Annotated in this window: 11 protein-coding genes; 10 read left to right on the forward strand and 1 reads right to left on the reverse strand. The window is 62.0% G+C overall.

Annotation, left to right across the window (positions count from 1 at the left end; translation table 11 throughout):
- Window position 1: 1 nt before the first annotated feature.
- From PQR32_RS11895 to PQR32_RS11920, 6 genes are all read left to right on the forward strand, one after another.
- Window positions 2-2,392 (forward strand): aldehyde dehydrogenase family protein, encoded by a 2,391-nt coding sequence (locus PQR32_RS11895; RefSeq protein ID WP_408226194.1) that lies wholly within the window; start codon window positions 2-4, stop codon window positions 2,390-2,392.
- Between the two features lie 181 nt (window positions 2,393-2,573).
- Window positions 2,574-3,551 (forward strand): ribokinase, encoded by a 978-nt coding sequence (gene rbsK, locus PQR32_RS11900; protein WP_408226197.1) that lies wholly within the window; start codon window positions 2,574-2,576, stop codon window positions 3,549-3,551.
- A 34-nt stretch (window positions 3,552-3,585) separates the two neighbouring features.
- Window positions 3,586-4,632 carry an ABC transporter permease gene (locus PQR32_RS11905; protein WP_408226200.1) on the forward strand — a complete coding sequence of 349 codons (1,047 nt, stop codon included), beginning with the start codon at window positions 3,586-3,588 and terminating at the stop codon, window positions 4,630-4,632.
- 95 nt (window positions 4,633-4,727) lie between these two features.
- Entirely contained in the window at window positions 4,728-5,732 is a 1,005-nt protein-coding gene (locus PQR32_RS11910; RefSeq protein WP_408226203.1) for an autoinducer 2 ABC transporter substrate-binding protein, read from the forward strand.
- A 79-nt stretch (window positions 5,733-5,811) separates the two neighbouring features.
- Complete coding sequence (locus tag PQR32_RS11915) at window positions 5,812-7,371, forward strand: sugar ABC transporter ATP-binding protein (RefSeq protein ID WP_408226206.1); 1,560 nt, start codon at window positions 5,812-5,814, stop codon at window positions 7,369-7,371.
- A 15-nt stretch (window positions 7,372-7,386) separates the two neighbouring features.
- Window positions 7,387-8,445, forward strand: a complete 1,059-nt coding sequence (locus PQR32_RS11920) for an ABC transporter permease (protein ID WP_408226209.1) — start codon at window positions 7,387-7,389, stop codon at window positions 8,443-8,445.
- Window positions 8,446-8,505: 60 nt separating this feature from the next.
- Here the strand turns inward: PQR32_RS11920 and PQR32_RS11925 are convergent, their stop codons facing one another.
- Window positions 8,506-9,231 carry a DeoR/GlpR family DNA-binding transcription regulator gene (locus PQR32_RS11925; RefSeq protein WP_408207334.1) on the reverse strand — a complete coding sequence of 242 codons (726 nt, stop codon included), beginning with the start codon at window positions 9,229-9,231 and terminating at the stop codon, window positions 8,506-8,508.
- 494 nt (window positions 9,232-9,725) lie between these two features.
- Between PQR32_RS11925 and PQR32_RS11930 the strand changes: the two genes are divergently transcribed.
- The 4 genes from PQR32_RS11930 to PQR32_RS11945 all read left to right on the forward strand — a co-directional run bounded on the left by PQR32_RS11930 (window position 9,726) and on the right by PQR32_RS11945 (window position 13,314).
- Window positions 9,726-10,127, forward strand: a complete 402-nt coding sequence (locus tag PQR32_RS11930; RefSeq protein ID WP_408226213.1) for a hypothetical protein — start codon at window positions 9,726-9,728, stop codon at window positions 10,125-10,127.
- Window positions 10,124-10,576, forward strand: a complete 453-nt coding sequence (locus tag PQR32_RS11935) for a hypothetical protein (protein WP_408226216.1) — start codon at window positions 10,124-10,126, stop codon at window positions 10,574-10,576. The genes PQR32_RS11930 and PQR32_RS11935 overlap by 4 nt, the downstream gene beginning before the upstream one ends.
- A 439-nt stretch (window positions 10,577-11,015) precedes the next feature.
- Window positions 11,016-12,389, forward strand: coding sequence for an alkaline phosphatase family protein (locus PQR32_RS11940; RefSeq protein ID WP_408226219.1), 1,374 nt, complete (start codon window positions 11,016-11,018; stop codon window positions 12,387-12,389).
- A gap of 451 nt (window positions 12,390-12,840) precedes the next feature.
- The gene (locus tag PQR32_RS11945) at window positions 12,841-13,314 is read left to right on the forward strand and encodes a ferritin-like domain-containing protein (RefSeq protein ID WP_408226222.1); all 474 of its coding nucleotides are present in this window, start codon (window positions 12,841-12,843) and stop codon (window positions 13,312-13,314) included.
- Window positions 13,315-13,392: the final 78 nt, after the last annotated feature.

Raw genomic sequence — 13,392 nt, forward strand, 5'->3', positions numbered from 1 at the left:
CATGAGCGTAGCCGAGTATTTTTCATCGATGGAGTACGGTCCCGCACCCGAGGACGATCAACCCGCGCGCGCCTGGCTGGCGCAGCATGAGGGCAGCTTCGGGCATTTCATCGGCGGCGCGTGGCATGCGCCCGCGGCCGGTGAGCGCTTCGCTTCGCACGCGCCCGCGACGGGCGACCGGCTCGCGGACATCGCCCAGGGCGACGAGGCCGATATCGACGCCGCCGTGGCTGCCGCGCGCGCCGCGCAGCCGGGCTGGCTCGCGCTGGGCGGTGCCGGACGGGCGCGGCATCTGTATGCGCTCGCGCGCATGGTGCAGCGTCATAGCCGGCTCTTCGCCGTGCTCGAAGCGCTCGACAACGGCAAGCCGATCCGCGAAACGCGCGACATCGACGTGCCGCTCGTCGCGCGTCACTTCCTGCATCACGCGGGCTGGGCGCAGTTGCAGGAGAGCGAGTTCGCCGATTACGCGCCGCTCGGTGTGGTCGGTCAGATCGTGCCGTGGAATTTCCCGCTGCTGATGCTCGCGTGGAAGATCGCGCCGGCGATTGCGATGGGCAATTGCGTCGTGTTGAAGCCCGCTGAGTACACGCCGCTCACCGCGTTGCTGTTCGCGGAGCTCGCGCATCGCGCGGGCTTGCCCGCTGGCGTGCTGAACGTCGTCACGGGCGACGGACGCACTGGCGCGGCCTTGGTCGAGCATCCGCAAGTCGACAAGATTGCATTCACCGGTTCGACCGAAGTGGGCAGGCTGATCCGTTCGGCCACGGCTGGCTCGGGCAAATCTCTGACACTCGAACTCGGCGGCAAGTCGCCCTTCATCGTCTTCGACGACGCGGATCTGGATGGCGCGGTAGAAGGCGTCGTCGACGCGATCTGGTTCAACGAGGGGCAGGTCTGTTGCGCGGGCTCGCGGCTGCTCGTGCAGGAAGGCATCGAGGCGCGCTTCATCGCCAAACTGAAACGGCGCATGGAGACGCTGCGCGTGGGCACGTCGCTCGACAAGAGCATCGACCTCGGCGCGATCGTCGATCCGGTGCAACTCGAACGTATTCAGTCGCTGGTGGAAACCGGCCGCCGTGAAGGCTGCTCGGTCTGGCAGTCGCCTGACACGACAATGCCTTCTAACGGCTGCTTTTATCCGCCGACGCTCGTAACTGGCGTCGCGCCGGCTTCCACGCTGGCACAAGAAGAAATCTTCGGGCCGGTGCTCGTGACGATGAGCTTTCGTACGCCCGATGAAGCGATCGCGCTCGCCAACAACTCGCGTTACGGACTGGCCGCGAGCGTGTGGAGCGAGACGATCGGCCGCGCGCTCGATGTCGCGCCGCGGCTCGCAAGCGGCGTCGTCTGGATCAACGCGACGAATCTGTTCGACGCGGCGGTCGGCTTCGGCGGCTATCGCGAATCGGGCTATGGCCGTGAAGGCGGGCGTGAGGGCATCTACGAATATCTGAAACCACGCGCCTGGCTCAATCTTGCGGAGCGTCGGACGGCGCAAGCCGCTACGAACAACCCGGCCACGCTCGATCCGTTGTCGAACGTGACGTCGATCGATCGCACCGCGAAGCTGTTTATCGGCGGCAAGCAGGCGCGTCCAGACAGCGGTTATTCGCTGCCGGTGCATGCGCCGGACGGCACGCCCGTCGGCGAAGTGGCCGCGGGCAATCGCAAGGACATCCGCAACGCGGTCGAGGCGGCGCGCGCGGCGCAGAAGTGGTCGCAGGCGAGCACGCATAACCGCGCGCAAGTGCTGTTCTATCTGGCGGAAAACCTGGCCGTGCGCGCGGACGAATTCGTGCGCCAGCTCGTGGTGCGAAACGGCGCGACAGAAGCCGCCGCGCGCGCCGAAGTGGACGCCTCGGTGCAACGTCTTTTCACTTACGCGGCATGGGCCGACAAGTTCGACGGCGCTGTGCACACGCCGCCGTTGCGCGGCGTCGCGCTAGCCATGCATGAGCCGCTCGGCGTGATCGGCATCGCCTGCCCGGACGAGGCGCCGCTGCTCGGCTTCGTTTCGCTGGCGGCGCCCGCGCTGGCGATGGGCAATCGCGTGGTGGTGTTGCCAAGCGAGGCGTCGCCGCTCACGGTCACCGACTTCTATCAGGTGGCCGAGACGTCCGACGTGCCCGGCGGCGTGCTGAACATCGTCACGGGCGAACGCGGTGCATTGCTGCCCGCGCTCGTCAAACACGACGACGTCGATGCGGTCTGGTGCTTCGGCAGCGCGGCGGATTCGACGCTGGTCGAGCGCGAATCGGTCGGCAATCTGAAGCGGACCTTCGTCGATCACGGCCGCCAATTCGACTGGTACGACCGTTCGAGCGAGGGCCGGCCATTCCTGCGCCAGGCCGTGCAGGTCAAGAACATCTGGATACCGTACGGAGATTGACCGGCCGATCGGCAGCCGTACCAAACGTCTTAGAGTAAAGACACGCACGCCAACCAGAAAATGGAGGAGACAACGTGCTGAAGAATCTGGATCCGCTGTTCCATGCCGAGGTGCCGCGCGCAGCTCTGGCATCGAAGGACATCCCCTTGAACCCGGCTGTTCAGGAGCAAAGGGAGCGCGCATGAACACGACTACGCAACCAAACGGAAAGGGACGGGTCGTCATTCTCGGCATCTATGTCACCGATCTGACGTTTCGCGCCGGACGTATGCCGCAGATCGGCGAGACCATCGCGGGCACGGCGTTCGCAATGGGGCCGGGCGGCAAGGGCTCGAATCAGGCGGTCGCGGCCGCGCGTGCCGGTGCGGAAGTGGTGTTCTGCACGCGCATCGGCAACGACGCGTTCGGTTCCATTGCACGCGCCACGTGGGCCGCGGAAGGCATCACGGCGCGCGCGTCGGTGATCGACGGCGTCTCGACCGGCGCGGCGCACATTTTCGTCGACGACAACACCGGCATGAACGCGATCATCGTCGCGTCGGGCGCGGCCGGCACGATGGAAGCCGCCGACGTCGACGCAATCGAAGCCGACATCGCCGCCGCTCGCGTGTTCGTCACGCAGCTCGAACAGCCGCTCGCCGCTGCGCGCCGTGGGCTGGAAGTGGCGCGCAAGCACGGTGTCATCACCGTATTCAATCCGGCGCCCGCCATGCCGCTCGACGACGCCATCTTCCCGTTGTGCGACTACATCACCCCGAATGAAACCGAAGCGGCCGCGCTCACCGGCGTGCCGATCGCGAATGCCGACGACGCCCGCCGCGCCGCCGACGTGCTGCTCGCCAAAGGCGTCGGCACGGTCATCGTCACGCTGGGCGAGGGCGGCGCGCTGCTGCATTCGTCGACGCAATCGATCCTCGTGCCCGCTTACCACTGCGGCCGCGTGGTGGAAACCGCCGGCGCCGGCGACGGCTTCACGGGCGGCTTCGCGGCAGCGCTCGCACGCGGCGACGACGCCATCGCCGCACTGCGTTTCGGTTGCGCGCTCGCGGGCATTTCCGTGACGCGGCCGGGCACGGCGCCTTCCATGCCGACGCTCGACGAAGTGAATCAGGTGCTGAGCCAGCCGAACCAGCCGGCCGGCGTGTCCCAGTCATCCTGACCGTTTGCGAAGCCTGAAGGAGCATCTCGTCACCATGAAGTCTTCGTTCACCGCTGGAAAGCTGTTCGGCGACCGGCAACTGAATTTTCTGCTGATCGTCAATGTGCTCGTCGTGTTGGTCGCGACGTGGCTCTCGCGCGGCCAATTCGTCGACATCGACAATCTGCAGTCGATGGGCGGCCAGTTGCCGGAACTCGGCCTGCTCGCGCTCGGCATCATGCTCTCGATGGTGTCGGGCAACGGCGGCATCGACCTGTCCGGCGTCGGGCTCGCGAACCTGTCCGGCATGGTCGCCGCGCTGGTCGTGCCGCGCTTCGTCAACGGCGACGATTCGCCCGCGCTTTACACCTCGCTCTTCTGCGTGATCGTGGTGGCGATGGGCTTGCTCGGCGGACTGCTGAACGGCGTGGTGATCGCGCGCCTCAGGCTCACGCCGATTCTCTGCACGCTCGGTACGCAGTTGCTGTTCACCGGCTTTGCAGTGGTGCTCAGCAACGGCGCCTCGGTGCACGTCGATTACGTGGACCCGTTGTCCAATATCGGCAACGGTACGGTGTTCCAGGTGCCGATCGCATTCTGCATCTTTATCGCCGCGGTGATCGTGCTGGGGTGGCTGCTCAAGCGCAGTCCATTCGGCCTGCGTCTCTATCTGATGGGCACCAATCCCAAGGCGGCGTTTTATGCGGGTATTCCGCGCGCGCGGATGCTGATCACGACCTATGCGATGTGCGGCGTGCTCGCGTCGCTGGCCGGGCTGATCAGCGCGACGCATACGTCCAGCGCGAAATGGGACTACGGCAACTCCTATCTGCTGATCGCGATCCTGATCGCGGTGATGGGCGGCGTGAATCCCGCGGGCGGGCATGGCCGCATCATTTGCGTGTTCTTCGCCGCGACGGTGCTGCAGTTTCTCTCCAGCCTGTTCAACCTGATGGGCGTGTCGCAGTTTTTCGGCGATTGCGCGTGGGGATTTCTGTTGCTGCTGTCGCTCGCGTTTGCGGGCGGCGAACGGGTGCGCGCGATCTTCGGCTTCGGCGGCGGAAGCAGCGCCGCCGCTTCGAGTGCGACGCCTAAGCGGTAGTGGCGCGCGACAAAGTTTCAGTACGCGGCGGACAACGAGCCCTGGCTGTCCGTGACGGTGAAGTGGGCGACATCGAACGATAAAGGAGACATCGCATGAAATTGACTCGACTGGGTGCCGCGCTCGCAGCGGCCGCGCTGACGGTAGGTGTGATCGCTGCCGCGCAGGCTGCCACGAACGAAACGATCGTCACGGTCGTCAAGGTGACCGGCATCAACTGGTTCAACCGGATGGACGACGGCGTCAAGCAGTTCGCCAAGGACAACCCCAACATAAACGCGTATCAGACCGGCCCTGGCCGTGCGGACGCGGCACAGCAACTGAAGATCATCGAAGACCTGATCGCCAAGAAGGTCACGGCGATCGCCGTGGTGCCCTACGATCCGCCGACGCTCGAACCCGCGCTGAAGAAGGCGATGGATCGCGGCATCAAGGTGGTCACGCATGAAGCCGACAACGCCAAGAACACGATGGTCGACATCGAGGCGTTCGACAACACCGCCTACGGCGCCGGTCTGAACGAACGTCTCGCCTCGTGCATGCACGACGACGGCAAGTGGGCCGTGCTGGTCGGCTCGCTCGGCAGCCGCTCGCAGGTGCAATGGGCGGACGGCGGCATCGGCAACGCCAAGGCCAAATATCCGAAGATGAACCTGGTCGAGCCGAAGCTCGAAACCAATAACGACGGTGAGCGCGCGTATGAAGTCGCGAAGGAAGTGCTGCGCAAGCACCCGGACCTGAAGGGCTTCCAGGGTTCGTCGTCGCTCGATGTGATCGGCATTGGCCGCGCGGTGGAAGAGGCCGGCATGCAGGGCAAGATCTGCGTCTACGGCACGGGTCTGCCGACTGAAGCCGGCAAGTTCCTCGAAAGCGGCGCCATTAACGGCATCGCGTTCTGGGATCCGAAGCTCGCGGGCATCGCGATGAACAAGGTCGCGCAGATGCTGGTGGACGGCAAGACGGTCGAGAACGGCGCCGATCTTGGCATTCCTGGCTATACGAAGGTGACGGTCGCGAAAGGTCCGGGCAAGGGCATCATCGTGCGCGGGCAGGGTTGGGTGAACGTCGACAAGTCGAACTATAAGCAGTATCCGTTCTGAGCTTTTTTGCGGCTTTGACTTTCGCTTCATGTGTCATGGCGTCCCTGAAAGGGGACGCCTCAACCTGCGACTCGCCACAATGAATCAAGACGCAACCTCCACGAAGTCATCACAGTCGGAAGCGTCGCAGCCGTTTTTACAGGTTGTCGGCGTACACAAGCGCTTTACCGGCGTGCATGCGTTGCGCGGCGTGAGCCTGTCGTTCGAGCGCGGTCAGATCTATCACCTGCTCGGCGAAAACGGTTGCGGCAAGAGCACGCTCATCAAGATCATCTCCGGCGCGCAACCGCCCGACGAAGGCGAACTCGTGATCGAAGGCGTGCGGCATGCGCGGCTCTCCGCGCTCGAATCGCTCGCCGCCGGCATCGAAACTGTTTACCAAGACCTCTCGCTGCTGCCCAACATGAACGTGGCCGAAAACGTCGCGCTCACGTCCGAGCTGGCCACGCACGCGGGCAAGCTGGCCCGCACCTTCGACCGGCGCGAGTTGGCGCGCACTGCGGCGCGCGCGCTCGAAGCGGTCGGCCTGCCGGGCAACGCGGAGTTTCAGGCGACGCTCATCGAACAATTGCCGCTCGCCACGCGGCAGCTCGTGGCAATTGCCCGCGCAATCGCCAGCGAGGCGAAGTTCGTCATCATGGACGAACCCACCACGTCGCTCACGCAGAAGGAAGTCGACAATCTGATTGCCGTGCTCGCCAATCTGCGCTCGCAGGGTGTCACCGTGCTATTCGTGAGCCACAAGCTCGACGAGTGTTATGCGATCGGCGGCGAAGTGATCGTGCTGCGCGACGGTCAGAAAATGGCGCAAGGGCCGATCGCGCAATTCACCAAGGCGCAGATCAGCGAGTTGATGACGGGACGCCATCTGTCGAACGAACGTTATCGTGAAGGCGCATGTGAGCAGAATGTCGTGCTCGACGTGCGAGGCTATACGCGCGCCGGCCAGTTCAGCGATGTGTCGTTCGCGCTGCACGGCGGCGAAATTCTCGGCATTACCGGGCTGCTCGATTCGGGGCGCAACGAACTCGCGCGCGCGCTCGCGGGTGTCGCGCCGGCACAAGCCGGGCAGGTAACGCTCGATGGCAAGGCGATTTCGTTGCGCACGCCCTCGGACGCGAAAAACCACCGCATCGGCTATGTGCCGGAAGACCGCCTGAACGAAGGGCTCTTTCTCGACAAGCCGATCCGCGACAACGTGATCACCGCGATGATCTCCAGCCTGCGTGACCGCTTCGGCCAGATCGACCGCACCCGCGCGCAGGCGCTCGCGGAACAGACGGTGAAGGATCTGCAGATCGCCACGCCGGGCGTCGACAAGCCCGTGCAATCGCTGTCGGGCGGCAACCAGCAGCGCGTGCTGATCGGCCGCTGGCTCGCCATCGACCCACGTGTGCTGATCCTGCATGGACCGACGGTCGGCGTCGACGTCGGCTCGAAGGACATCATTTACCGCATCATGCAGCGCCTGTCGCAACGCGGCATCGGCATCATTCTGATCAGCGACGATTTGCCCGAGTTGCTGCAGAACTGCGACCGCATCCTGATGATGAAGAAAGGGCGTGTGGCCAGTGAATACCAGGCCGACACGCTGAGCGAAGCCGATCTGTATCACGCGCTGCTTTCGGAAGCTGCATAAAGGACGTTCCCATTTATGAACTCGCGCATCGATTCGCGCCTGAACCAGACCATGACCACCCCGACCGTCGTCGAAGTCGCCCCCGAGGTCAAGCCGCCGAGCTTGCGGGCCAAGCTCGCGCGTAATCCCGAATGGTTCACCGTCGCGTTGATCGCGGTGACGTGCCTGATTGTCGGCGCGATAAATCCGCGCTTCTTCCAGGTCGCGACGCTGTTCGACCTGTTGCATTCGGCGACCACGATGTCGCTGTTCGCGCTCGGCACGCTGGTGGTGCTCGCGTCCGGTGGGATCGACGTGTCGTTCACCGCGATTGCCGCGCTGACGATGTACGGCATCACCAAGGCGGTGTTCGCGTGGTGGCCGGATGCGCCGTTTGCACTGATCCTGATCACGGGCGCGCTCGGCGGCGTCGTGCTCGGCATCATCAACGGGCTGCTGGTGCATCGGTTGAAGGCGCCTTCGCTGATCGTCACGATCGGCACACAGTATCTGTATCGCGGCTTGCTGCTGACGTTCATCGGCACGACGTTCTTCATGAACATTCCGCACAGCATGGATCGCTTCGGCCGCATTCCGCTGTTTTTCTATCACACGGCTGATGGCTTACGCGCGGTGTTGCCGGTGTCGGTGATCGCACTGGTGGCGGCCGCGATAGTGACGTGGTGGCTGCTGAATCGCACGATGATGGGACGCGGCGTCTATGCGATGGGCGGCAGCCTCGCGATTGCCGAGCGGCTCGGCTACAACCTGCGCGCGATCCATCTGTTCGTGTTCGGCTATACCGGCATGCTCGCCGGCATCGCGGGTATTCTGCACGTCTCGAACAACCGGCTCGCGAATCCGTTCGATCTGGTGGGCACGGAACTCGACGTGATCGCCGCGGTGATTCTAGGCGGTGCGCGCATTACGGGCGGCACGGGGACGGTAGCCGGCACGTTGCTCGGCGTGGTGCTGGTCACGCTGATCAATAGCGTGCTGATTCTGGTGGGCGTGCCGAGCACCTGGCAGAAGGTGATCATCGGCGCGTTTATTCTGATCGCCGGGACGCTGTTTGCCTTGCAGCGGAAGAACTGAATCGAATCAACCTGCTGCCTCTGCGTTGCGGGCGTCGCAATGCAGAGGCGGCTAGCGCGCTTAGCGGCGCTTGCGGTGTTCCTGGCCTTTCTCGGTGATGATGGAGTCGAAGTCGTCGACTTGCGAGAAACGCACCGCTTTGACGACGCCGAACTTGCTCTGGTCCACCACCAGATGGCGCTCGACCGCGCTGGCCATGGCCGCCTGTTTGAGCGCGACCTCATGAAAATTCCAGCACGTCACGCCGCGTGCCGCGTCCACGCCGCCCGCGGAAATGAACGCCTTGTTGATGCCCATGCGGCGCAGCATCTCCAGACTTTCTTCGCCTGCGAACGAATCTGAAGAAGGCACATAGACGCCGCCCAGCAGAATCATCCGCACATTGGGTTTGCGCCGCAAAATCTCCGCGACGTTCAGCGAATAGCACACCACCGTGACATGCCGCTCGACCGGAATCAGCCGGGCCAGCGTGGTGAGCGTCGTGCCGCAGTCGATGAACAGCGTTTCGTTGTTGCCGATGAGTCCCGCCGCGATCGCCGACGCCTCGGCTTTGGCCTGCGCGAAGTGGTCTTTTTCTTCTTCGAGTGAATAGCCGGCGTTATTGGGGACGTCGGTCGCGCTGACGATATAGCCGCCGAGATACGTGAATCGCTCGGGACTGCCGGCGATGTCGCGACGGACAGTCATTTCCGAAACGCCCAGCAGGCCAGCGGCGTCGCGCAGGCGCATCACGTTTTGCCTGGCCAGCGCATCGGCAAGGGCGCGGAGGCGGTCGGGTTTCAGCATGGAGCTCCTGTCGCGCAGTGTGTGGAGGGGCGTTATGTTTTGTTCGATTTGGTGAAAGGATTATAACAAGAGGCGGTGCGCACGGCGAGCGAGATATCGGTCGCTTGAGAGGACCGGCGGCACGCGTTTCCCGGTTCCGCCGATACCGTGGTTGGCGAGCGCGGCGGTGCTCGCGGCACTCAATGCGCATGCGGCTGAAGCGAGCAGGGCACTGAATTTCATTGCGTCGGTTTGTTAAATGGAGTGAAGTTTTTATTGGTGCGAGGCGGATCGGGCAGAGCGCGCAATTATCGTGGCAAAGGCTTGGGCGGAATGCGATTGCATTCGGAATGGATACATGATTTTTTAATTCGCACCACACCGCGCCATTCATTGATTTACATTTCTGTAAGCCTCGTTATAATCCGAACGCTTACGTCGCGGCTTTGCTTACGTCGCGGCTTTTTGCGGCCGGAGAAAAACTGACAACATCACATGCGAAGCGGATAACGATAATGGCTGGCGGACAAAATATCAAAACCCTGTGTGAGAACCACTGGACGCAGTGGAAAGCCGATTGCAGCGGGTTCCTGAAGGCAGTCGCCGCGGAACTCGGTATTACGCTGACGGGTGATGCGAACAGCATTATCGACACCATTGGCCGCGCACCGTGGACGCAACTCGATTCGGATGCCGATAAGGCCGTCGCTTATGCCGCACTCGGCTATCTTGTGGTTGCCGGATTGAAGGCCACACATCACGGCCATGTCGTGATTATCATGCCGGGCCCATCGAAACCTTATCCGCTCGCGTATTGGGGCCGATATGGCGGCGCCGGACGGAAAAACACCGCCATTAACTTTTCCTGGACGCATGCGGATCTCGCGAACGTCCAGTATTACGCCATCAAACCATGAAGCAGAGTCTTATCACGCGAGCGGTCATAACCATTGCCGGTCTGTTGATCGCAGGTCCGGTTGCCTTCGCGCAATTGTGTCACTACAGCGAAGTGAATCCCGGCACGGGCAAGGTCAGCGTCGGCGATTTGTCGATCGATCTGGGTCAGAGCGATGGCACGGATAGTCCGACGGCCTGGCTCGGTCCGGTCACGCTGAGCCGCGCGGGTGGCGCATCGTGCTCTGTGGATGCGAACGTCAGCATCGTCGAGCGGCCGCTTTATACGAACGGCAAGCAGGTTCTCGTCTCCACGTATTCCGGCAGCGAGCAGGTGGTCTATGCGATCGATGCGTCGACCTGCAAGATCCAGTGGAAGAGCGATTCGTTTTCCGGCAAGGTCAAACTGAGCGGCAACCGTCTGCAACTGGATAAGCGCAAGGTGAAGCTGGGTTCGAACTGCACGCCTTGAGAGGGCTAGCAAGAGCGCGCAGACCGCGATCAACCTGAGCGGGTTGACCGATCGCCGGAATGCGTTCGATCACGTCGCTCAACGCTGGTCGCGCCGGCACTCGTCTCGTCGGCGATGATCGTGTTCGCGGTGGCCGACGGACGGCGTGCCCGCGTGCGAGACGCTGCTAGCGAACAGCAATGCAACGGTTCCTGCCTGATGCCATCTGATCTTTGTCATTTCGGCTCTCATGGATTGAAAGGGTACAGCGCCTTCAATTTATGGGTCGCGAGTGACAACAGCGTGCTGCGTGGGAGCAGAGGGGAGTGAAGGCGATGACATCAGGCACTTCATGTCGTGACCTTAGGGAATTACCTGAGACGTGAGAGCGATGGTTTTCGTCTACCTTTTCCGATACTGAATTGGTTTACGCTGAATGCCGGGTGCTCTAGGAGCTTTGATGACTGCTCTGGACCAGATTGACACCATCGTGATTGTCATGATGGAAAACCGTTCCTTCGATCACGCACTCGGATATCTGAGCTTGAACGGCAGCCAGGTCAACGGCCTTTCCGCGGATCCGACATGGCAGGCGAACTTCATCAACGTATACAACGGCAAGCAATATCCCATTCATGCGTTGAGTCCGAATGGACCTGCTATATCGGACCCGCCTCACGACCGCGCTCCGATCGCCACGCAGATCTACACGCCGTGTGTGCCCGGAGGATGTCCGGAACTCGGCGGATTCGTGCAGAGCTATGCAGCCCGCAAACCGGCACCGTCGAATCTGGCCGATGTGATGGGTTATTACGACGCTCGCACTCTACCCACTTTCGACTTTCTTGCGAAACACTTCACCGTGTGCGACAACTGGTTTGCTCCGCTGCCGTCAGGAACCCAGGCGAATCGCCTGATGGCGATGGCGGGGACTAGCCTGATCAGCGACAACGTGCAAGGGCTGAGCTTTCTGCCCGATCAGCCACTTGTCTATGATTGGCTCCGCCAGCGCGGCATACCTTGGGGTGTCTATCAGTCGGGGAGCTTCTTTCCGTTCTTCAGCCTGATGAAGGAATGGCTTCCGGAAATCGTGCTGTCCTTGACCCTGCCGCTCAACGACGCCGGCGGAAACTTCCGGCGGTATTCGAGGTTTGCCCGTGACTGGCAGGGCAACAGCATTCTGCCGAAAGTGATTTTCATCGAACCGGAATACACAGACGGCCCTCACAACACCGCTAACGACGATCACTGTCCAACAGGGATGGCTGGTGGGCAAGCGTTCATCGCTGATATTTACCGGACCTTGATTTCGAATCCGGCCAGGTGGAAAGAGACGCTGCTGATCGTGACGTATGACGAGCACGGCGGGTTCTTCGATCACGTGGCGCCGTTGGATATTGCTGTCGATATCGCAGGGTATTCTTTCAAGACTAGTGGGCTGCGGGTGCCGGCGTTTCTTGTATCGCCGTATGTGACGCCGGGGAGCGTCTTCTCAGGGAAACTCGACCACACTGCGGTACTTCAGATGCTCGCGGAGAAGTTCGACTCGCAGAAAGAGTATTCCGCTGCGGTCACCACTCGCAACGCGCAACTTGACCGGCTGGCAAGTGCTCTTAATGGTCAGCCTGTTGCTCAGCCTGTGCCTGCGTTGGCCGGTGCGCCGATGCAGGCAGCGGCGGCTGTATTCAATGGGACGGTGCAAGCGGGAGTGTCGGATACGGCGCAGGGTTTTCACAATGTCGCGCTTCAGGTGGCAAGGGATCATCCGCAATTGCTGAGTTCGCCGCAGTGGACGGGGTTGGCGGAGTATGTGTCGACGTATGGCAAGCATTGAGGAATGGAAGCATGCGTTGGGGAGACGGGTCTGCTAGCTTTCAAATCCGTATTCCCGTTGTGTGCCATTGTTCTTTGCCTGTGCACAACATAGCCTGGCTTGGATGCTGCTGCGTGCTGCCCAGTCCCACGAGGAACCGGCAAGCATAACGAGGTCCAAACACGACATTTCCAAATGGCCAGAACACGACATTTACACAAAGCCGCCACAACCAATGTGTTGATAATTTATATTATGTCAAATTGCCACGAAAGAAAACGCCGCTCTAGCCTGCAATAAGATGTCCTTCCCGCTCGCCGCTGCCCGACGCAAACACGTATGTTCGAACTAACGCCTTGCGCGATCGCCTTGCGGGACTACATTTAATCAATATCCGTCAAGATCATATGACGTGATACGAGCGGCGAATCGCGGAATGTGGCTGCGGCGGTGACATAAAAGGAGATACAAAATGGCAGAGATAGACAAGGAAAACGTCGTTGCGGTGCTGAACCGGATTCTTGAATCCGAGTTGGCCGGCGTCGTTCGATATACGCACTACTCATTTCTTGTTTTCGGATTCGGACGCATTCCGATCAGATCCTGGCTGCGCGAGCAGGCCGACGAATCGCTGTTGCACGCACAGCAGGTCGGAGAGTGGATCACCACACTGGGCGCCTATCCGTCGCTTGCGATCGGTCCCCTCCTCGACTCGCACACATTCGATATCTCGTCGATCCTCCGTGAATCGTTGCAAGCCGAGAACCTCGCGTTGGCGCTTTATCGCGAACTGCTCGCGCTGGTCGAGGACCGCTCCGTTGCACTCGAGGAGTTCGCCCGTCAGATGATCCATGTCGAAGAGATGCACGCGGGCGAAGTCGACAAGATGCTGCGCCGCCCCGGAGAAGTGACGACGTCGGCCGAACGCCAGCCGGGTCAACCCTGATCAACCGGACTATGGCGGCATGTGCGTGGCGCGCCCCGCACGGTGGCGCTTCCCGTCGGTCTATATTGGCCGCCGGCC

This window comes from Paraburkholderia dipogonis (assembly GCF_046027395.1).
GTDB classification, from domain to species: Bacteria; Pseudomonadota; Gammaproteobacteria; order Burkholderiales; family Burkholderiaceae; genus Paraburkholderia; species Paraburkholderia dipogonis_A.